Source organism: Pectobacterium punjabense (assembly GCF_012427845.1).
Classification (GTDB): domain Bacteria; phylum Pseudomonadota; class Gammaproteobacteria; order Enterobacterales; family Enterobacteriaceae; genus Pectobacterium; species Pectobacterium punjabense.
In genome coordinates this window covers 2,048,435-2,067,847 of sequence record NZ_CP038498.1, presented here as the reverse complement: position 1 = coordinate 2,067,847, position 19,413 = coordinate 2,048,435, and the positions used below count along the sequence as shown (strand labels likewise).

At 49.8% G+C, this 19,413-nt stretch carries 20 protein-coding genes and 1 other annotated feature; of the genes, 12 read left to right on the top strand and 8 right to left on the bottom strand.

Annotated elements, in window-relative coordinates:
- The first annotated feature begins 48 nt into the window (after window positions 1-48).
- Together E2566_RS09295 and E2566_RS09290 are read left to right on the top strand one after the other, a co-directional pair.
- Window positions 49-750, top strand: coding sequence for a response regulator (locus tag E2566_RS09295; protein ID WP_107169732.1), 702 nt, complete (start codon window positions 49-51; stop codon window positions 748-750).
- Between the two features lie 400 nt (window positions 751-1,150).
- Entirely contained in the window at window positions 1,151-3,103 is a 1,953-nt protein-coding gene (locus E2566_RS09290) for a methyl-accepting chemotaxis protein (protein WP_107169733.1), read from the top strand.
- 52 nt (window positions 3,104-3,155) lie between these two features.
- Here E2566_RS09290 and E2566_RS09285 read toward each other — a convergent pair whose 3' ends face one another.
- The 3 genes from E2566_RS09285 to E2566_RS09275 form a co-directional block, all read right to left on the bottom strand.
- Window positions 3,156-3,998 carry an SDR family oxidoreductase gene (locus E2566_RS09285; RefSeq protein ID WP_107169734.1) on the bottom strand — a complete coding sequence of 281 codons (843 nt, stop codon included), beginning with the start codon at window positions 3,996-3,998 and terminating at the stop codon, window positions 3,156-3,158.
- A 379-nt stretch (window positions 3,999-4,377) separates the two neighbouring features.
- Entirely contained in the window at window positions 4,378-4,680 is a 303-nt protein-coding gene (locus E2566_RS09280; RefSeq protein ID WP_107169735.1) for a hypothetical protein, read from the bottom strand.
- An 89-nt stretch (window positions 4,681-4,769) separates the two neighbouring features.
- Entirely contained in the window at window positions 4,770-5,633 is an 864-nt protein-coding gene (locus E2566_RS09275; RefSeq protein ID WP_107169736.1) for a hypothetical protein, read from the bottom strand.
- Between the two features lie 334 nt (window positions 5,634-5,967).
- On the opposite strand from E2566_RS09275, the gene E2566_RS09270 reads away from it, so the two are divergent.
- The 10 genes from E2566_RS09270 to hisIE all read left to right on the top strand — a co-directional run bounded on the left by E2566_RS09270 (window position 5,968) and on the right by hisIE (window position 13,559).
- Window positions 5,968-6,117 (top strand): hypothetical protein, encoded by a 150-nt coding sequence (locus E2566_RS09270; RefSeq protein ID WP_168444499.1) that lies wholly within the window; start codon window positions 5,968-5,970, stop codon window positions 6,115-6,117.
- A gap of 143 nt (window positions 6,118-6,260) precedes the next feature.
- Window positions 6,261-6,308, top strand: a complete 48-nt coding sequence (hisL, locus tag E2566_RS09265; protein WP_106389040.1) for a his operon leader peptide — start codon at window positions 6,261-6,263, stop codon at window positions 6,306-6,308.
- Window positions 6,284-6,405, top strand: a sequence feature (His leader region). It overlaps the preceding gene by 25 nt.
- Window positions 6,406-6,454: 49 nt before the next feature.
- The gene (hisG, locus tag E2566_RS09260) at window positions 6,455-7,354 is read left to right on the top strand and encodes an ATP phosphoribosyltransferase (RefSeq protein WP_107169737.1); all 900 of its coding nucleotides are present in this window, start codon (window positions 6,455-6,457) and stop codon (window positions 7,352-7,354) included.
- Window positions 7,355-7,359: 5 nt separating this feature from the next.
- Window positions 7,360-8,688, top strand: coding sequence for a histidinol dehydrogenase (gene hisD / locus E2566_RS09255; protein WP_107169738.1), 1,329 nt, complete (start codon window positions 7,360-7,362; stop codon window positions 8,686-8,688).
- Entirely contained in the window at window positions 8,685-9,758 is a 1,074-nt protein-coding gene (gene hisC / locus E2566_RS09250) for a histidinol-phosphate transaminase (RefSeq protein WP_107169739.1), read from the top strand. Before hisD ends, hisC begins: the two co-directional genes overlap by 4 nt.
- 15 nt (window positions 9,759-9,773) lie before the next feature.
- Entirely contained in the window at window positions 9,774-10,841 is a 1,068-nt protein-coding gene (gene hisB / locus E2566_RS09245; protein ID WP_107169740.1) for a bifunctional histidinol-phosphatase/imidazoleglycerol-phosphate dehydratase HisB, read from the top strand.
- Window positions 10,841-11,431, top strand: a complete 591-nt coding sequence (gene hisH, locus E2566_RS09240; protein ID WP_107169741.1) for an imidazole glycerol phosphate synthase subunit HisH — start codon at window positions 10,841-10,843, stop codon at window positions 11,429-11,431. The genes hisB and hisH overlap by 1 nt, the downstream gene beginning before the upstream one ends.
- A 6-nt stretch (window positions 11,432-11,437) precedes the next feature.
- The gene (hisA, locus tag E2566_RS09235; protein ID WP_107169742.1) at window positions 11,438-12,175 is read left to right on the top strand and encodes a 1-(5-phosphoribosyl)-5-[(5-phosphoribosylamino)methylideneamino]imidazole-4-carboxamide isomerase; all 738 of its coding nucleotides are present in this window, start codon (window positions 11,438-11,440) and stop codon (window positions 12,173-12,175) included.
- Window positions 12,157-12,933 (top strand): imidazole glycerol phosphate synthase subunit HisF, encoded by a 777-nt coding sequence (hisF, locus tag E2566_RS09230; RefSeq protein ID WP_107169743.1) that lies wholly within the window; start codon window positions 12,157-12,159, stop codon window positions 12,931-12,933. The genes hisA and hisF overlap by 19 nt, the downstream gene beginning before the upstream one ends.
- 62 nt (window positions 12,934-12,995) lie before the next feature.
- A complete protein-coding gene (hisIE, locus tag E2566_RS09225; RefSeq protein ID WP_233671777.1) occupies window positions 12,996-13,559 on the top strand; it encodes a bifunctional phosphoribosyl-AMP cyclohydrolase/phosphoribosyl-ATP diphosphatase HisIE in 564 nt (187 codons plus the stop codon).
- A gap of 115 nt (window positions 13,560-13,674) precedes the next feature.
- On the opposite strand, the gene ihfB is transcribed toward hisIE, so the two are convergent.
- The 5 genes from ihfB to serC form a co-directional block, all read right to left on the bottom strand.
- Window positions 13,675-13,959 carry an integration host factor subunit beta gene (gene ihfB / locus E2566_RS09220; RefSeq protein WP_005967571.1) on the bottom strand — a complete coding sequence of 95 codons (285 nt, stop codon included), beginning with the start codon at window positions 13,957-13,959 and terminating at the stop codon, window positions 13,675-13,677.
- A 91-nt stretch (window positions 13,960-14,050) separates the two neighbouring features.
- Window positions 14,051-15,724 carry a 30S ribosomal protein S1 gene (gene rpsA / locus E2566_RS09215; RefSeq protein WP_107169815.1) on the bottom strand — a complete coding sequence of 558 codons (1,674 nt, stop codon included), beginning with the start codon at window positions 15,722-15,724 and terminating at the stop codon, window positions 14,051-14,053.
- Between the two features lie 116 nt (window positions 15,725-15,840).
- A complete protein-coding gene (gene cmk, locus E2566_RS09210; protein ID WP_107169745.1) occupies window positions 15,841-16,518 on the bottom strand; it encodes a (d)CMP kinase in 678 nt (225 codons plus the stop codon).
- Window positions 16,519-16,727: 209 nt separating this feature from the next.
- Complete coding sequence (gene aroA, locus E2566_RS09205) at window positions 16,728-18,017, bottom strand: 3-phosphoshikimate 1-carboxyvinyltransferase (RefSeq protein ID WP_107169746.1); 1,290 nt, start codon at window positions 18,015-18,017, stop codon at window positions 16,728-16,730.
- 81 nt (window positions 18,018-18,098) lie between these two features.
- Window positions 18,099-19,184: a 3-phosphoserine/phosphohydroxythreonine transaminase gene (serC, locus tag E2566_RS09200; RefSeq protein WP_107169747.1), complete on the bottom strand. Its 1,086-nt coding sequence runs from the start codon at window positions 19,182-19,184 to the stop codon at window positions 18,099-18,101.
- Window positions 19,185-19,413: the final 229 nt, after the last annotated feature.

The following is a 19,413-nucleotide window of genomic DNA, read 5'->3' as shown; positions in this document are numbered from 1 at the left end:
GGGCGCTATATTTTACTTATCTTTCAGATACTAACAGGGATTCATACCATGCAGCACACTGAACATTTCGATGTTTTAATCGTTGAAGATGAAAGTAAGCTGGCAAATATTCATGCTGAATTTATTGAAAAAAACTTCAATCTGCATGTCGTCGGCATTGCCGCTACGCTTTTTGAAGCCAAAAAGCTCCTTCAGCAGCATAAACCGCGTCTTATCCTGCTTGATAACTATTTGCCCGATGGTGAAGGGGTTTCGCTGATTGAAAGCCAATTACTCAAAGGAATGGACTGTTCCGTCATTTTTATTACCGCCGCCAGCGATATGAATACCTGCGCTCAGGCGATTCGCTGCGGGGCTTTTGACTACATAATCAAACCACTCTCTTACCCACGACTGCGTTCTTCGCTGGAGCGCTTTATTCAATTTGTAAAGACCCAGCACACATACAAAGTTGTCGATCAGCAGAATGTCGATATTCTCTATCAGTTGCAATCGTCTGGCGCGGTCCCCTCCGCCTCCACAAAAGGTATTGAGGAGAACACGCTGGGATTGATCAAACAGATTTTTGCCAATGATAGCGACGAGACACTGTATTCCGTCGACGATATCGTCGAAAAGACAGGACTCAGTAAAACCACGGCGCGCCGCTATCTTGAATTCTGCGTCGAGAACCAGTTCCTCGATATCGAAATGCGTTACGGCAAAATTGGTCATCCGCGTCGGTTATACCGTACAAAGATCGCCAACTAGGTGAGGCAACCACTCAGCGATGTGTTTCTGGCAACGAGCGCACGTACAAAATGAGGAATAGCAAACATCCACCCGCACCAAAATAAACGCCGGGTGCCAGTTAGACAACATAGTCACATTTGGCCTTTTAGCCCTGATATTGCGTCAGGGCTGGCACCAATACGTTAGTGATATTTAGTCAACAAATAAATCGTTAAATAATCAGTAAGCTACGTTATTTTGGCAGTATTTACATAAAAAACTATGCATTTGCACAGTCCATCTTGATGCTCATCACAGAACGTTATTATCCCCGACGTTGACACTAACATAGGGATAACAAAGCCCGATAACTCCTAGTAGGTAAAAGTGTAATCGTAGTCATTTTTTTACTAAAAAGCGTCATACATGGAGAGTTATAATGCAGCATCTTGCTAGTCGAATTCGTAACACAAAAATTGCACATAAACTGTATGCGGGATTTGGCATTATTTTATTACTCGTGATTATTGCCTCATCGCTTAGTATGAACAGATTCATTGCTATTCGAGATATTTATGAGAAAACGAATCTTATTTATAGCGTAAACATTGAGGTCTTTCAGGCAAAGATAAATCGTGTTAAATATTTCTACGCACCCGATGAAAATACAAAAAACATTCTGGCTAAATTTGTTAAAAGCGCCACGGACTTAACAGACAGTGCAAAAACGCTGGCCTGGAGCACCGATGAATTAGGCCACATCAACAGCTTAAAAGAAAATTTAGAAGGTTTTCAGACAGCAGTCTCCGCCATGTCCGTTGCAACACAAAAAGCGGTTGAGATTCAGGGGAAAGTGAATCAACTGCACACGCAAGCTACATTAGAGCGTATAGCTCAGACCATTCATAACACCAGCGCATTCCCCGATAATGAGGCTTATTACGCTATTAGCAAACAGGCTTTCTTGTTAAGTGAAGTGCAAAAGCTGAGTTATGAGCTGCAAATAACAAAAGATGAGAAAACATTAACTGCGCTGAATGCGCGTTATGCAGAGACGGAATCAGCCTACCAGGCATTACCGATTTTACCTGCCGACCTGAAAGATCTGGCTGATGCATTACGAAACAACATTAAACAATACCAACAGCTTAATGCTGACTATTACACCGCTTTCGATGACGTGAAAAAAGCAGAATATCTGGTCATGAGAGCAGGAACAAAAAGCAGCTCGGACATCAACGCGCTCACTGCCATTATCAAGGCGAAAAACGATGAATTAGCCTATAACTCTGCCACCATCACGATGATTATCGGCCTCATTGCCGTCATTATCGGTATCATCATTTCAATCTATATTACCCGGATTATCACCAGACCCATCATCCATAACCTTGCGCTGGCAGAACGCATTGCCAGTGGCGACCTAACCACGACGATTCATACCGATCGCCACGATGAACTGGGAAGGCTCACCCACGCAATGGGGACAATGAATGAACAGTTACGCCACGTTATTTCCGAAGTACGGGACAGCGTAGGCAGCGTCAGCCAATCGGCAAGTAAAATTGCCACAGGCAATAGCGATCTGTCGTCACGCACCGAGCAACAGTCGGCGGCAGTCGTTGAAACCGCGGCCAGTATGGAAGAACTCACCTCAACGGTGAAAAACAACGCCGACAATGCCAAGCATGCCAGCCAGATCGCAGCCGATGCTTCCAAAAATGCGCTTAAAGGCGGCGAGGTCGTGAAACAGGTGGTGACGACGATGGACAATATCGCAGCCAGTTCCAGGAAAATTGCCGATATCACCACAGTCATCAATAGCATTGCCTTCCAGACCAACATTCTGGCGCTGAACGCCGCAGTTGAAGCCGCTCGCGCTGGTGAACAAGGTCGTGGTTTTGCTGTGGTCGCAGGCGAAGTACGCAGTTTATCGCAGCGCAGCTCTCAGGCAGCCAAAGACATCGAAGCACTGATATCAGAATCGGTCGAACGCACCAATGCGGGTAGCCATCTTGTTGCCGTTGCCGGAGAAACCATGGAGCAAATCGTCGATTCCGTTTCCCGCGTGAACGACATTATGGGGGAAATTTCATCCGCTTCTGAGGAACAGAGCCGGGGTATTGGGCAAATCGCGCAGGCTATCAGCGAGCTCGACACCACTACACAGCAAAACGCCTCGCTGGTGATGGAATCCTCTATTTCCGCCAATTCGCTGGAAGAGCAGGCCGTGCTGTTAGAAAGATTACTTGAGCACTTCCGCGTGTCTCAATCCGACAATCGCGCAGCCTCACTCGCGTCACCTGCAACGCCACGCCACGCGTTGCCAAAACGCGTGTCAACGACAGACAAAAAAACGCCTTCATCAGAAAGCGACTGGACATCCTTCTAACGCCTCCCGCCCGGATAGCCTCGCGCATCCGGGCGCATCACAACGCGAGTTCTTAACGCGGTAAACACTCATTCAGCGGCATCGTTGAAGGATTAGGATACTGATAGTCAAACCCAAGCTCATGACAGATACGCTGCCCATCAACAATCCTACCCTGCGAGCTATCGGTCACCGGTGCAAACTGCGGCGGAGATACCTGTAATCTGCGTGCCTGTTCAGGATAAAAGTCCAGTCTGGCAGGATGTTCCGGCGCGCACAGGTTATAGACATGCCCTCCGTTCGGTAGCTTAAGCAGCAATAGGATCGCCGACAGCACATCCTCCTGATGGACCAGATTCACACCATGATTGCCGCGCGGCAGGTTGATTTTTCCGGCCAGGAAACGTCCAGGGTGGCGATCGCCACCGACCAGTCCCGCAAGGCGCAAGATATCCACGGAGATATCCGGTAAATGTTGCAACCACTGTTCAAGGGACACCAGCGTCTTCCCTGCTACCGTCGTCGGCTGTAGCGGAGAGGTTTCTCTTACTGCACCGCGGCCCTCGCCATAGACCGAGGTTGAACTGGTAAAAATGATACGCGGGACATGATACACGCGGGACATGTTCACCAACTGCTGTACCGCTTGCGCATACCCCTCGCCCCCTTCCGCCGTTCGGCTGGCGGGTAGCGTCACAATTAATACGTCAACCTGTAGTAATGCGCCAAGCTCGTCAGCGTCACATTCCAGTTCAGGCGTCAGAGCCAATTGATAGCATTCAATCCCGCTCATCCGCGCGGCTTCAACACCATCAGGCGTGGTTTTCGTTCCCACCACGTGGTAGCCGTGCCCATTCAGCGCCAGAGCCAACGGCATCCCTAGCCAACCCAATCCCACAATCGATACTTTTTTCATCTGCGGCTCTTCTCTCTATGGCATATCATCTCATATTAGGTTGCTCTGGCATTTTCAGATAGAAGCGTTAACGACACACGCCAGGTGATCGCATTCTGCATACACACCCTATTTAGTGAGATGATGGCAATATTTAATGAAAAAAGGAATAACAGATTGAAACAGAATCCTATCGGGCGATATCCGTTTAAAACGCAAATGTTGAGGCAATACTGAAAACACTACCCCAACGTGCATATAAACGAGACTACCTACTAATACATTGATATATTCATAGTAAATTCATACGGCTGACTATATCTGGGGTAAATACTAATAGAACAATAGGCATTCGGTGTTATTTTTTCTGCTGATGAGCTAAAAGTAGGGCCAGTACTATTTAATACATACCGGCGGTAAATTTACATATTTCACCACTGGTGTTCCGGTACGTCACACTTGTAGAATATTGGCTATAGGCATTATACATCGGAAAGCTGCCGTTTTGAGTCGCGCCTTTCCCGACGAAATCAGGAAATGTCGCATTCCATTCCTGAGCAACTTTTGTTAGCGCTTCTCCACCATAGACCGAGTATTTAATTTCTGCTTTTCTGGTTGTCGCTGCGGTAGCATCGGCCACCACGACCATCGCTGGCAGAACCAGCACCCCACCCAACAACCAGAAACGTAGATGATTTTTCATTTTTATCTCCTTGTATTTATTATCGACTGTGATTTTACGACTGATTGCAGAGCGGAAAAAACATTCAGCTCTGCACCATCCAATAAAAATTACTCTGCTATGTAAATCATGCTATTTATTGCAGGTATTTCATCATTTGACTTTATAGCGAAAAACAGTGTCAGCGAAGATTGAGATTGCCAACTAAAGTTTCCGTCTGCATTTTTCACTGCTGCCAACAAATCATACGTAATATCTGGCTTAAGATTGTCATATTTCAATCCTTGATATATTTTTTCCGCTTTTGATTCCATTTCCGCGAGTTCAAATTCATTGAGGTCAATAGCGCTTTGAGTGATGCCCTTCGCAGACTTTTCAGCATCACTCATTCCTGATATTAAGATGAGTTTAGATTTCAATGCGACAATGTCATCACCGTCTAACCCCATCGATGTTGCTGAATAAACAGAATTTTCAAATGAATTATCTTGTTTCCCTAGCTGAAGATAAGCGGCATAACGCTCCGATGTCGTAAAGGAGCCAGACTCATCATAGGCGATTGCCGATAGCGTTTTTCTCTCAACACCTTCAAAGGGATTACGCCCGTTCTCACCAGAAGCGACATAATCCGCCGCTTGTTTGGCCAAGGCTAATCGGGCTTCATCATCACTTTTCGGGCTATCCTTTAGATAATCTGCCTCCGCGTTTCCCTTACCATTTGCGACAATCTCCCAGATTTCTTTAATTCCTTTTTTATTCATGCCATCAATACTTTCAACCGTATTAGTTTGAATGCTTGTGATTAGGTTTTTATATATTGATTCATCCGATAGTGACACTTTTACGCCAATACCACCTTGATTGGAAGAAATAACCTGACTTAGATTAAAGGAACGACTAACATTTGCATTAAAGTATTGACTCCCTGCACGTTGCAGCATCGTAAATAAACTTATATTACCGATACCATTCATGTAACACTCCATTAGTTAGCGATAAAATGCACGTAGCAATATTGGGATTCGATTACCTCTAAAATCTAAAACATACTACGACCAACCAAATAGAAATCAAATATTTTCCGATTAAAAAATAAAATGATATATAGAGAAACATAAAACCTTCATTATTTCATAATGATTACCAGTCATCGTTAATCGATATTTAATTGAGTCAAAAAAAATCATATGAAATAATATTTATTAGCATGAATATATTTTCAATGTGTTAGAGCCAGCGACACACCGAGCCATCCCAATCCCACAGTCGATACCTTTTTCCTCTGCTGTTCTCCCTTGCAAGGGATCTGTGATTAACACCTACACCTACACCTACACCTACACCTACACCTACACCTACACCTACACCTACAGAGTAAACGGCTTTTATCCCCGTATTGACGGAATCGACCCGATTTCAACAGGTTTTCTGCCTATCAAGAGCCGATATCCAACGTGATTATGCTGGTGATACTACCAACCAAAACGAACTTCCCAGAACTGCTAAAAAAATGTTGCACAACAGCCCGCACATGGTTTAGGTTATTCGACAGACAAACCGATATTCGTTTAATAAATACTGACACAACAAAGAGACATCTTATGACACGCGTTCTGTTTAACCACCATCATCACCATCATCCTGATTAGTCTTTCGGGCAGTTGGTGCTGGAAGACGTTCAGATCTTCCAGTGGCGCAGAACACAAAGAGAGCCCTCGGAAGATCATCTTCCGAGGGTTTTTTTATGCGCGCTCTATTTCCAAAAATTTAAATTTGACAGGTTAATGAGGTTTCCATGCTGGATAAAACACGTTTACGGATAGCAATGCAGAAGTCAGGCCGCCTGAGCGACGATTCACGTGAGCTGCTGGCACGCTGCGGTATCAAAATCAACTTACAGCAACAGCGCCTGATCGCGTTCGCAGAAAATATGCCGATTGATATCCTGCGCGTGCGTGATGACGATATCCCTGGCCTGGTGATGGATGGCGTGGTCGACCTGGGTATCATCGGTGAAAATGTGCTGGAAGAAGAGTTGTTAAATCGTCGTGCACAGGGCGAAGATCCACGTTATTTCACGCTGCGCCGGCTGGACTTTGGCGGTTGCCGCCTGTCGCTGGCGATGCCGCTGGATGAGGCTTATACCGGCCCTGAATGCCTGCAAAACAAACGTATCGCCACCTCATATCCTCACCTGCTCAAACAATACCTCGACAGAAAATCTGTCAATTTCAAATCCTGTCTGCTTAACGGTTCCGTCGAAGTGGCACCGCGTGCGGGTCTGGCCGATGCCATCTGCGATTTGGTATCAACCGGCGCCACTCTGGAAGCCAACGGCCTGCGCGAAGTCGAAGTCATTTACCGCTCCAAAGCCTGTCTGATTCAACGCGACGGCGAAATGCCGGCCGAGAAACAGCAACTGATCGATAAATTACTGACCCGCATGCAAGGCGTGATTCAGGCGCGTGAATCCAAATACATTATGCTGCACGCGCCCAGCGAACGTTTGGAAGAAGTCATTGCCCTGCTGCCAGGTGCCGAACGCCCAACCATCCTGCCACTGGCTGGCGATCAAAGCCGTGTTGCAATGCACATGGTCAGCAGCGAAACGCTGTTCTGGGAAACCATGGAAAAGCTGAAATCGTTAGGCGCCAGCTCTATCCTGGTCCTACCTATTGAAAAAATGATGGAGTGATAGCGATGGCTGACAACACCAAAAGCATCGGCAGTTTCAGCACGATCGTTGACTGGCAGCGCTGTTCAGCAGAAGAGCAGCGTCAGTTGCTGACACGTCCGGCCATTTCCGCCTCAGACCGCATTAGCGCCGTCGTGAGTGATATTCTGGCAAACGTAAAAAGCCGTGGTGATAGCGCGTTACGCGACTACAGTGCACAGTTCGATAAGGTTCAGGTAAATGCGATTCGCGTCACCGATGCCGAGATTGCCACAGCGTCCGCCCGTCTGGGTGATGAAGTAAAACAGGCAATGGCCATCGCCGTGCGTAATATTGAGACATTCCACAACGCGCAAAAACTGCCGATTGTCGATATCGAAACGCAGCCGGGCGTACGTTGCCAGCAGCTCACTCGTCCTATCGCGACTGTTGGCCTGTATATTCCGGGTGGGTCGGCTCCGCTACCGTCAACCGTGCTGATGCTGGGAACACCTTCACGCATCGCTGGTTGCGGTCGTGTGGTGCTGTGTTCACCGCCGCCGATTGCCGATGAAATACTGTACGCTGCACAGCTGTGCGGCATTAAAGAAGTCTTTCAGCTTGGTGGCGCGCAAGCGATTGCTGCGATGGCATTTGGCACCGAGAGCGTGCCGAAAGTGGATAAGATTTTTGGCCCCGGCAACGCCTATGTGACGGAAGCCAAGCGTCAGGTTAGCCAGCAGCTTGACGGCGCAGCGATTGATATGCCCGCCGGCCCATCCGAAGTGTTGGTGATCGCCGACAGCGGCGCGACGCCAGCGTTTGTCGCCTCCGACCTGCTGTCGCAGGCAGAGCACGGTCCAGATTCACAGGTCATTCTGCTTACACCAGACGCGACAATGGCAAAAGCCGTGTCGGATGCCGTTGAAGAGCAGCTCACCCTGCTGTCTCGTGCAGACATCGCACGTCAGGCACTTGCCAGCAGCCGCGTCATCGTCGCGCGTGATTTGGCGCAGTGTGTTGAAATCAGCAATCAATATGGCCCAGAGCACCTGATCATCCAAACACGCGATGCCGAATCACTGGTTGATAACATCACCAGCGCCGGTTCTGTGTTCCTTGGCGACTGGTCGCCGGAGTCCGCTGGCGACTACGCCTCTGGTACTAACCACGTTCTGCCGACCTATGGCTATACCTCGACTTATTCAAGCTTGGGGCTGGCCGATTTCCAGAAGCGCATGACCGTACAGCAGCTCACGCCGCAGGGGTTACTGCAATTGGCACCGACAATAGAAACCTTGGCACAGGCCGAACAGCTGACCGCCCACAAAAACGCCGTTACCCTGCGTGTTGCAGCACTGAAGGAGCAAGCATGAGCAGCATTGAAGAACTGGCACGTGCAAATGTCCGTGCGTTGACCCCATATCAATCTGCCCGCCGTCTGGGCGGTAACGGCGATGTCTGGCTGAATGCCAATGAATATCCTGAAGCACCGGAATTTCAGTTAACGTTGCAAACGTTGAACCGCTATCCAGAATGTCAGCCGGTACTGGTCATCAACCGCTACGCCGAGTATGCGGGTGTTCAGCCGGAACAGGTTCTGGTAAGCCGTGGGGCTGATGAAGGGATCGAGCTGCTGATCCGCGCGTTCTGCGAGCCGGGGAAAGACGCGATTCTTTTCTGTCCTCCCACTTACGGCATGTACGCCGTCAGCGCCGAAACATTTGGTGTGGAACGCCGCACGGCGGCAAGCAAATCAGACTGGCAGTTGGATCTTGAGGCAATTGAGGCACAGTTGGATGGCACCAAAGTCATTTACGTATGCAGCCCGAATAATCCGACCGGCAACCTGATTGCACGGGAAGATTTACGTCAATTACTCACATTAGCACAGGGAAAAGCGCTGGTCGTTATCGATGAAGCCTATATTGAATTCTGTCCGCAGGCGACAACCGCTGATTGGTTGGACGAGTTTCCTCATTTAGTGATTCTGCGTACCTTGTCCAAAGCCTTTTCACTCGCCGGGTTGCGCTGTGGCTTTACGCTGGCAAACCCTGAAGTGATTCAACTCCTTCTTAAAGTCATTGCCCCTTATCCGCTATCCACCCCGGTAGCGGATATCGCCGCGCAGGCGCTGAGCCACGAAGGGATCGCCAAAATGAAGGCGAATGTTGCAGAGGTTACCGCCAATCGCCGCTGGTTAAACGATACCCTGAAAAATATTCCCTGCATTGAAGAAGTATTCCACAGCGAGAGTAATTACTTGCTGGTGCGCTTTACCGCCTCCCCTGCGGTATTTAAAACGCTGTGGGATCAGGGCATTATTCTACGTGACCAAAACAAGCAACCCAGCCTCGCAGGCTGTTTGCGCATTACTATCGGCAACCGCTACGAATGTGAACGCGTTGTTGCTGCATTACAATCATTGCCGGGCATCAACGCTTAATTTTAAGGAGCTCACGTGGGCCAGAAATACCTCTTTATCGACCGTGACGGAACATTAATTGCTGAACCACCTGAGGATTTTCAGGTTGACCGTCTGGATAAACTGGCGCTGGAACCAGATGTCATTCCCTCGCTGTTGGCGCTGCAAAAGGCTGGTTATACGCTGGTGATGATTACGAATCAGGATGGGCTGGGCACCGAGAGCTTTCCACAGGAAACTTTCGATCCGCCGCACAATCTGATGATGCAAATTCTGACATCTCAGGGCATCAATTTTGAGCAAGTGCTGATTTGCCCGCATTTGCCAGCAGATAACTGTACCTGCCGCAAGCCAAAAACCGAACTGGTGACCGCCTATTTGAACAACGGCCTGATGGATGTGGCGAATAGCTACGTCATCGGCGACCGCCAGACCGATATCCAACTGGCACAAAATATGGGAATCGCCGGCCTGCTCTACCAGCGTGGCGGGCTGAACTGGCAAGCGATCACCAACCAGTTGACCAAGCGTAACCGCCATGCGCACGTCAACCGCGTCACGCGTGAAACCGCGATTGATGTGAACGTCTGGCTGGATCAGGAAGGCGGCAGCAAAATTAACACCGGCGTCGGTTTCTTCGATCACATGCTGGATCAAATCGCCACGCACGGCGGTTTCCGCATGAACATTGAAGTGAAAGGCGATCTGTACATTGACGATCACCACACGGTAGAAGATACCGGTTTAGCACTGGGCGAAGCCCTGAATAAAGCATTGGGCGACAAACGCGGGATTGGCCGTTTTGGTTTCGTTCTGCCGATGGATGAGTGCTTGGCACGCTGTGCGTTGGATATTTCAGGGCGTCCGCATCTGGAATATAAAGCAGAGTTCAGCTACCAGCGCGTTGGCGATCTGAGTACGGAAATGGTTGAACACTTCTTCCGTTCACTGTCTTATTCAATGGCCTGTACGCTGCACCTGAAAACCAAAGGGCGCAACGATCATCACCGTGTGGAAAGCCTGTTTAAAGTCTTCGGACGCACGCTGCGTCAGGCAATTCGCGTTGAGGGTGATACGCTGCCGAGTTCGAAAGGAGTGCTCTGATGAAGGTCGTCATTCTTGATACCGGCTGTGCCAACCTCTCTTCGGTGACCTATGCCGTACAGCGACTAGGGTATACGCCCGTTGTCAGCCGCGAGGCCGAAATTGTCCTGCAAGCGGATAAGTTATTTCTGCCCGGCGTTGGCACTGCGCAGGCGGCAATGAATCAACTGGAAGAGCGTGACCTGATTGCGTTGATCAAGGCCTGTACCCAGCCCGTTCTCGGTATTTGCCTCGGCATGCAGTTGCTGGGCACAAACAGCGACGAAAACGGTGGCATCCCCACGCTGGGGATTGTCGATGCTCCCGTGAAAAAGATGATTGATCACGGCTTGCCGCTGCCGCATATGGGCTGGAATCAGGTGACGCCGAAAGCAGGGCATCGTTTGTTCCGTGATATCGATGATGGCGCTTATTTCTATTTTGTTCACAGCTACGCCATGCCGGTTTGCGGAAACACGATTGCACAAGCCAACTACGGCGAAGCCTTCACCGCTGCGCTGGAGAAAGATAATTTCTTTGGCGTGCAGTTCCACCCTGAGCGTTCTGGTGCTGCGGGCGCGCAGTTGCTGAAAAATTTTCTGGAGATGTAGAGCGTCATGATTATTCCCGCATTAGATCTGATCGATGGACAGGTTGTCCGCCTGCATCAGGGTGATTATGGCCAACAGCGCCAATACGGCAGCGATCCGCTCCCCCGTTTACAGGATTACCAGCAACAAGGGGCTGGCGTGCTGCATTTAGTGGATTTGACCGGAGCAAAAGATCCATCCGCCCGCCAGATTCCCCTATTAACAACACTGTTAGCTGGCGTTAGCGTACCCGTTCAGATTGGCGGCGGTATCCGCACTGAGCAGGACGTAGAAGCGTTACTAAAAGCCGGTGCCAGCCGTGTCGTCATCGGTTCCACCGCAGTTAAGCAGCCAGAACTCGTCCAACAATGGTTCACTCGCTACGGCGCAGAAGCGCTGGTATTGGCGCTGGACGTGCGTATCGATGCCAACGGCACCAAGTTCGTCGCCATCAGCGGCTGGCAGGAAAATTCGGACGCTACGCTTGAGCAGGTCGTCGAACAATATTTGCCCTTCGGTCTGAAACACGTTCTATGCACCGATATTTCCCGTGACGGCACGCTGAGCGGCTCCAACGTCGAGCTCTATCGTGAAATCAGCCAACGCTACCCGCAGATTGCCTTTCAGGCATCCGGCGGCATCGGTAATCTGACTGATATCGCCAATTTGCGCGGCAGTGGCGTGCAGGGCGTTATCGTGGGACGTGCGCTGTTAGAAGGTAAATTTAATGTCACGGAGGCGATTTCATGCTGGCAAAACGGATAATTCCCTGTCTGGACGTGCGTAACGGTCAGGTCGTCAAAGGCGTTCAGTTCCGCAACCACGAAATCATCGGTGACATCGTGCCGCTAGCGCAGCGCTACGCGCAAGAAGGCGCTGATGAACTGGTGTTTTATGATATCACCGCCTCTTCCGACGGTCGCGTGGTCGACAAAAGCTGGGTATCCCGCGTTGCGGAAGTGATTGATATTCCCTTCTGTGTGGCGGGCGGGATTAAAAGCGTGGAAGAAGCAGGCCAGATTCTCTCTTTCGGCGCAGATAAAATTTCCATCAACTCACCGGCGCTGGCCGACCCTGAGTTAATTACTCGACTGGCCGATCGCTATGGCGTGCAGTGCATCGTCGTTGGGATTGATACCTGGCATGATACTGCTACTGGCCGCTATCATGTAAACCAATATACGGGTGATGAAACGCGAACCAAGGTCACCACCTGGGAAACACTGGACTGGGTACAAGAAGTGCAAAAGCGCGGTGCGGGTGAGATTGTCCTGAACATGATGAATCAGGACGGCGTACGCAACGGCTATGATTTACACCAGTTAAATCTGGTGCGTGATGTCTGCAACGTTCCGCTGATTGCTTCCGGTGGCGCAGGCACCATGGCGCATTTTCTGGATGCGTTCCAAACCGCCCACGTGGATGGCGCGCTGGCAGCATCGGTGTTTCACAAGCAAATTATTAATATTGGCGAACTGAAACAATATCTTAAGCAACAAGGTGTGGAGATTCGAGTGTGTTAAGCAAAGAGTGCTTTCTAAACGACGAACAACGAAACCAACTCGATTGGGAAAAAACGGATGGTATGCTGCCGGTTGTCGTGCAACATGCAGTATCCGGTGAAGTACTGATGCTGGGCTACATGAATCAGGACGCGTTGCAGGCTACCGAAGAGAGCGGCAAGGTTACGTTTTTCTCGCGTACCAAGCAGCGGTTGTGGACGAAAGGCGAATCCTCCGGCCATTTCCTCAATGTCGTTTCTATCACGCCAGACTGCGATAACGACACGTTGCTAATCCTGGCTAATCCTATCGGGCCAACCTGTCATCTGGGCACCAGCAGCTGTTTCTCGCCTGCTGCCAGCGACTGGACATTCCTCTATCAGTTAGAGCAACTGTTGGCCGAGCGCAAGCATGCCGACCCGGATAGCTCTTACACCGCACGCCTATACGCCAGCGGCACTAAGCGCATTGCGCAAAAAGTCGGTGAGGAAGGATTGGAAGCGGCATTAGCGGCAACGGTGCATGACCGTGAAGAGCTGACCAACGAAGCGGCGGATTTAATGTATCACCTGCTGGTGCTGTTACAGGATCAGGATTTAGATCTGGCGACTATCATCAATCGCCTGAAAGAACGTCACAATAAATAAGCCGTTCCCCGCGTTATCAGTAATTGGTAACGCGTTACGCGAAAAGACAATATCGATAAATGTAAAAAAGCACCCAAATGGGTGCTTTTATAAGGCTGGTATCTAGGACTAATAATTAGCCATAAATATTAGCGCGGTCGCGAAGTTCCTTGCCTGGCTTAAAGTGAGGGACGTACTTACCTTCCAGCTCAACTTTATCACCTGTTTTCGGATTACGACCTACACGCGGTGCACGGTAGTGAAGTGAAAAACTGCCAAACCCACGGATTTCAATACGGTCGCCTTCGGCTAACGTAGACGCCATTTGTTCAAGCATTTCTTTCACTGCATCCTCAACCACTTTGGCCGGGATATGAGATTGCTGTCCAGCAAGCCTTTCAATAAGTTCAGACTTGGTCATAGCGCCTCCAAATGCGTGGCTATCAATAGCCAGGATAACTGACTACCGTTACAAGAATGAGCAACTTACATTGCTCATTCTACCGTTGTGATTACTCGCCTTTAGCTGCTTTGAACGCTTCTGCCATCGCGCTGGAGAAATTGTTTTCTTCCGGCTTGTTGTTAACAGTTGCGATTGCATCTTTCTCATCAGCTTCGTCTTTCGCACGGACAGACAGGCTAACAACGCGGTTCTTACGATCAACACCGGTATATTTCGCTTCAACGCTGTCGCCAACGTTCAGTACCAGCGTTGCGTCTTCAACGCGATCGCGAGAGGCTTCAGAAGCACGCAGGTAGCCTTCTACGCCATCCGCTAATTCAACTGTAGCACCTTTGGCGTCAACAGCTGTAACTTTACCAGTAACAATAGCACCTTTCTTGTTAACAGACAGGTAGTTATTGAACGGATCTTCAGCCAGTTGTTTCACGCCCAGAGAGATGCGCTCGCGCTCTGCGTCAACTTGCAGAACAACAGCGGCGATTTCATCACCTTTCTTGTATTCGCGAACGGCTTCTTCGCCAACCACATTCCAGGAGATGTCGGACAGGTGCACCAGACCGTCGATGCCGCCGTCCAGACCGATGAAGATACCGAAGTCAGTGATAGACTTGATTTTACCTTCAACGCGGTCGCCCTTGTTGTGGGTTTCTGCGAACAACTGCCATGGGTTGGATTTACACTGTTTCAGGCCCAGAGAGATACGACGACGTTCTTCATCGATATCCAGAACCATAACTTCCACTACATCACCAACGTTAACAACTTTGGATGGGTGGATGTTTTTGTTGGTCCAATCCATTTCGGAAACGTGTACCAGACCTTCAACGCCTTCTTCGATTTCAACGAAGCAGCCGTAATCAGTCAGGTTGGTTACGCGGCCAGTCAGACGCGTGCTTTCTGGGTAACGCTTAGCGATAGCGACCCATGGATCTTCGCCCAGCTGTTTCAGACCCAGAGACACACGGGTACGCTCGCGGTCGAATTTCAGCACTTTAACAGTGATTTCGTCGCCCACATTGACGATTTCGCTTGGGTGTTTAACACGTTTCCAAGCCATATCAGTGATATGCAGCAGGCCATCAACGCCGCCCAGATCAACGAATGCACCGTAGTCAGTAAGGTTCTTAACGATACCTTTAACTTCCATGCCTTCCTGCAGGTTTTCCAGCAGTTGATCGCGCTCAGCGCTGTTTTCAGATTCGATAACTGCACGGCGAGAAACAACAACGTTGTTGCGTTTCTGATCCAGCTTGATAACTTTGAACTCAAGCTCTTTGCCTTCCAGATGCAGCGTATCGCGAACCGGACGAACGTCTACCAGAGAACCTGGCAGGAACGCACGAATGCCGTTCAGCTCAACAGTGAAACCGCCTTTAACTTTACCGTTGATAATACCAGTAACCGTTGCAGCTTCTTCGTAAGCTTTTTCCAGCGTCAGCCATGCTTCATGACGTTTAGCTTTTTCGCGAGAAAGCAGCGTTTCACCGAAGCCATCTTCGATAGCGTCCAGAGCAACGTCAACTTCATCACCAACCTGAATTTCCAGTTCGCCCTGTGCGTTCTTGAATTGCTCTACCGGAATGGCAGATTCAGATTTCAGACCGGCGTCAACCAGTACGACATCTTTATCAATAGCAACAACAACACCACGTACGATGGAACCAGGACGGGTTTCGATTTCTTTCAGGGATTCTTCAAAGAGTTGAGCAAAAGATTCAGTCATGTTTGATAATCTTAAGGGTTTCAATTTAACGTCCATCTGGCATCCTGCTCGATGGGGTTGTTTAACATGCCCCGCTGTGCATCCTTACAGCGAGGTAAAAATTCAGTTTTCTGTGATTACGCTAAAATTTCGCGGGCATAAGCCAACGCGCGCGCTATCACTTCATCGATCGTCATTTCCGTTGAATCCAGCACCAACGCATCGGCAGCAGGCACTAACGGCGCAACAGGGCGGCTACGATCGCGCTCGTCCCGTTCCTTTATCTCAGATAAAAGACGTTCAAAGTTAACATTAAAGCCCTTTCCCTGCAACTGTAGCATGCGGCGTTGTGCTCGTTCTTCCGCGCTGGCATCCAGGAAAATCTTCACAGGTGCGTCAGGAAAGACCACGGTTCCCATATCACGGCCATCGGCAATCAGCCCCGGCGCCTCACGGAAAGCACGCTGCCGACGTAATAATGCTTCACGAACGCGTGGGAAAGCCGCCGCCTGAGAAGCCGTATTACCTACCGCTTCGGTACGAATTTCGTGGCTAACATCTTCGCCTTCAAGGATAACTTTCAGTTGCCCATCTTCTGCAATAAAACGTACATCAAGATGAGAAGCAAGCGGAACCAGCGCGTCTTCTGAGCTGATGTCTACATGGTGGTGTAACGCTGCCAGAGCCAAAACACGATAGATAGCTCCCGAGTCCAGCAGGTTCCATTGTAAAGCCTCAGCCAATGCCTTACACAAAGTACCTTTGCCTGCGCCGCTCGGTCCGTCAACCGTAACTACCGGTGCCATCACCGTCATTTCTCTCTCCTTTAATACTGGGAAGTTCCGCTTACGCCGTTTTATGGCGTTACGGAGCCTTATTATACGCATCAATACAGAGAAAGGTTACCCTAATGCCGGAATGGCGGGAAAAATAAGACATTCTCTGAACGTGGTACGCAAGTTCAAAAGAAAAAATAGCGCGTAGAATGGGAGAAAAGGCACGGAAACCGTGCCTTAGAAAGGAATTAAGCAAGCTCGCTGAGACGCGCCAGTTGCTCGAAGTAGTCAGGGAAAGTTTTAGCCGTACATTTCGGGTCGAGAATTGTGACTGGCGTATCCGACAGCGCTACCAGCGAGAAACACATCGCCATACGATGATCGTTATAGGTACCGATTTCTGCCGCTTTCAGTTTCGCAGGCGGCGTAATGCGAATATAGTCGTTACCCTCTTCAACTTCCGCCCCCACTTTACGTAATTCAATCGCCATGGCTGCCAGACGGTCAGTTTCTTTCACGCGCCAGTTATAAATGTTACGCAGCGTGGTCGTACCGCCTTGGGCAAAAAGTGCCGCTGTAGCGATAGTCATTGCAGCATCAGGGATGTGGTTCATATCCATATCGATCGCGCGCAGCTCGCCGCGCTCGCATTCGATATAATCTTCACCCCAGCGCACGGTCGCGCCCATCTTTTCCAGGACATCAGCAAAGCGAATATCACCTTGTACACTATTACGGCCTACGCCAGTCACGCGTACAACACCGCCTTTGATCGCCGCAGCCGCCAGAAAGTAAGAAGCCGACGACGCATCGCCTTCAACCAGATAATTACCCGGTGAGCGGTACTGCTGGCGACCTGTGACAAAGAAGCGCTGGTAATTCTCGTTACGCACCTCAATACCAAACGCTTTCATCATATGCAGCGTGATATCGATATACGGTTTAGAAACCAGATCGCCCTGAATGCTGATTTGCGTATCCTGCACGGCCAGAGGCGCCGTCATCAACAGTGCAGTCAAAAACTGGCTGGATACGCTACCATCTACGCTGATTTCACCGCCCTGAAAACCACCGTGCAGACGAAGCGGTGGGTAGTTCTCCTGCTCCAGATAATCGATTTTTGCCCCACCCTGGCGTAGTGCATCGACCAGATGCCCGATCGGACGCTCTTTCATTCGAGGTTCGCCTGTGAGCACAATATCGCCAACCGTCAGACACAGAGCCGCAGCCAGCGGGCGCATCGCGGTGCCCGCATTCCCTAAAAACAGTTCCAGCGGTTGTGTTGCCGTAAACGCGCCTCCCAGACCGATAATCTCACAGACGGTTCGGTCAGATGACAGATGATATTCCACGCCTAGCGCCGTTAACGCAGTAAGCATGTGGCGAACATCGTCACTGTCTAACAGATTAGTGAGCCGGGTTTTGCCTTCAGACAAGGCGGCCAGTAACAACGCACGATTAGAGACGCTTTTTGATCCTGGAAGGTTAAGGGTACCGTTAATCAGCTTGATGGGTTGTAGGGTCAGGGATTCCTGCATGTAAAGCCTATTCTTTCAACGTGGACATAAAAACCCCGGAAAGGCCGGGGCTGATCAAAATGTATCGAAGGGCGGTCTTAATTAACCGTGGCGACGCGCGAAGTCAGCCATAAATTCAGTCAGCGCTTTCACACCTTCCAACGGCATAGCATTGTAGATAGAAGCGCGCATGCCGCCTACAACACGATGGCCTTTCAATGCGTGCAAGCCAGCAGCAACCGACTCTTCCAGAAAGACTTTATCCAGTGCAGAATCCGCCAGCAGGAATGGCACGTTCATACGAGAGCGATTCGCCACCGCGACGTCATTACGATAGAAGTCGCTACCGTCAATCGCGCTATACAGCAGATCGGCTTTCTCTTGGTTACGTTTTTCCATTTCAGCCAAGCCGCCATGCTCTTTCAGCCATTTAAAGACCATGCCGGACAAATACCAGGCAAAGGTCGGCGGCGTGTTAAACATGGAGTCATTGTCCGCCAGGATCTTGTAATCCAGAATCGATGACAGCTCGCGGCGCGCTTTACCCAGCAAATCTTCACGCACGATAACCAACGTCAGACCGGCCGGGCCGATATTTTTCTGCGCGCCGGCGTAGATTACACCATAACGGCTGACATCAATGCGGCGGGACAGGATGCTGGAAGAATAGTCGGCAACCACAATTTTATCGCCGAAATCGGGTTCTTCTTCAATCGCAACGCCGTCAATCGTCTCATTTGGACAATAGTGTACAAACGCAGCGTCATCAGACAATTGCCATTCACGCATTGGCTTAACACCGCGCAAATCGCCTACACGCGTTTTCACGTCAATCACGTTAGGCGTGCAGTATTTTTCTGCCTCATTGATTGCGCTGTGAGCCCAATATCCACCGTCGATGTAGTCCGCCGTTGAACGCTCACCCAGAAGATTTAACGGCACTGCCGCAAACTGCGCACGAGCGCCGCCGTGGCAAAAGAGCACTTTGTAGTTGGAGGGGATTTTCAGCAAGTCACGCAGATCTTGTTCGGATTCAGCGGCAACCTGCATAAACTCTTTACTACGGTGGCTGATTTCCATGACCGATGTACCCAGGCCATTCCAATTACATAATTCCTGTTCAGCACGACGTAGTACTTCAACCGGCAGCATTGCTGGACCGGCGCTAAAATTAAAAATCTGAGTCATTTCCCCTCACCACACCTGAAAAATAGCGACTGTTTTTATCACCGTTGTTACAAATGTCATTTTTATAAACCTGCCGATTATAAAAACACCGCTGTTACACGATTGTAGTTATAACGGAACGACCGCCATAACCACACTACTTTTACCCTGCTATCGGTTTTATCACTCGTCCATCGCGGCTGCAACGCTTATTGCGCTTTCATCATGCAAAACGGCACGTTACTCAGCC

Bases quoted from the DNA above. Each gene is read 5' to 3' on its own strand.
- hisA (WP_107169742.1), top strand. From the start codon at position 11,438: ATGATTATTCCCGCATTAGATCTGATCGATGGACAGGTTGTCCGCCTG.
- hisD (WP_107169738.1), top strand. From the start codon at position 7,360: ATGGCTGACAACACCAAAAGCATCGGCAGTTTCAGCACGATCGTTGAC.
- cmk (WP_107169745.1), bottom strand. From the start codon at position 16,518: ATGACGGTGATGGCACCGGTAGTTACGGTTGACGGACCGAGCGGCGCA.
- hisF (WP_107169743.1), top strand. From the start codon at position 12,157: ATGCTGGCAAAACGGATAATTCCCTGTCTGGACGTGCGTAACGGTCAG.
- hisIE (WP_233671777.1), top strand. From the start codon at position 12,996: ATGCTGCCGGTTGTCGTGCAACATGCAGTATCCGGTGAAGTACTGATG.
- rpsA (WP_107169815.1), bottom strand. From the start codon at position 15,724: ATGACTGAATCTTTTGCTCAACTCTTTGAAGAATCCCTGAAAGAAATC.
- ihfB (WP_005967571.1), bottom strand. From the start codon at position 13,959: ATGACCAAGTCTGAACTTATTGAAAGGCTTGCTGGACAGCAATCTCAT.
- E2566_RS09275 (WP_107169736.1), bottom strand. From the start codon at position 5,633: ATGAATGGTATCGGTAATATAAGTTTATTTACGATGCTGCAACGTGCA.
- hisH (WP_107169741.1), top strand. From the start codon at position 10,841: ATGAAGGTCGTCATTCTTGATACCGGCTGTGCCAACCTCTCTTCGGTG.
- E2566_RS09285 (WP_107169734.1), bottom strand. From the start codon at position 3,998: ATGAAAAAAGTATCGATTGTGGGATTGGGTTGGCTAGGGATGCCGTTG.
- E2566_RS09290 (WP_107169733.1), top strand. From the start codon at position 1,151: ATGCAGCATCTTGCTAGTCGAATTCGTAACACAAAAATTGCACATAAA.
- hisC (WP_107169739.1), top strand. From the start codon at position 8,685: ATGAGCAGCATTGAAGAACTGGCACGTGCAAATGTCCGTGCGTTGACC.
- hisG (WP_107169737.1), top strand. From the start codon at position 6,455: ATGCTGGATAAAACACGTTTACGGATAGCAATGCAGAAGTCAGGCCGC.
- serC (WP_107169747.1), bottom strand. From the start codon at position 19,184: ATGACTCAGATTTTTAATTTTAGCGCCGGTCCAGCAATGCTGCCGGTT.
- aroA (WP_107169746.1), bottom strand. From the start codon at position 18,017: ATGCAGGAATCCCTGACCCTACAACCCATCAAGCTGATTAACGGTACC.
- E2566_RS09280 (WP_107169735.1), bottom strand. From the start codon at position 4,680: ATGAAAAATCATCTACGTTTCTGGTTGTTGGGTGGGGTGCTGGTTCTG.
- E2566_RS09295 (WP_107169732.1), top strand. From the start codon at position 49: ATGCAGCACACTGAACATTTCGATGTTTTAATCGTTGAAGATGAAAGT.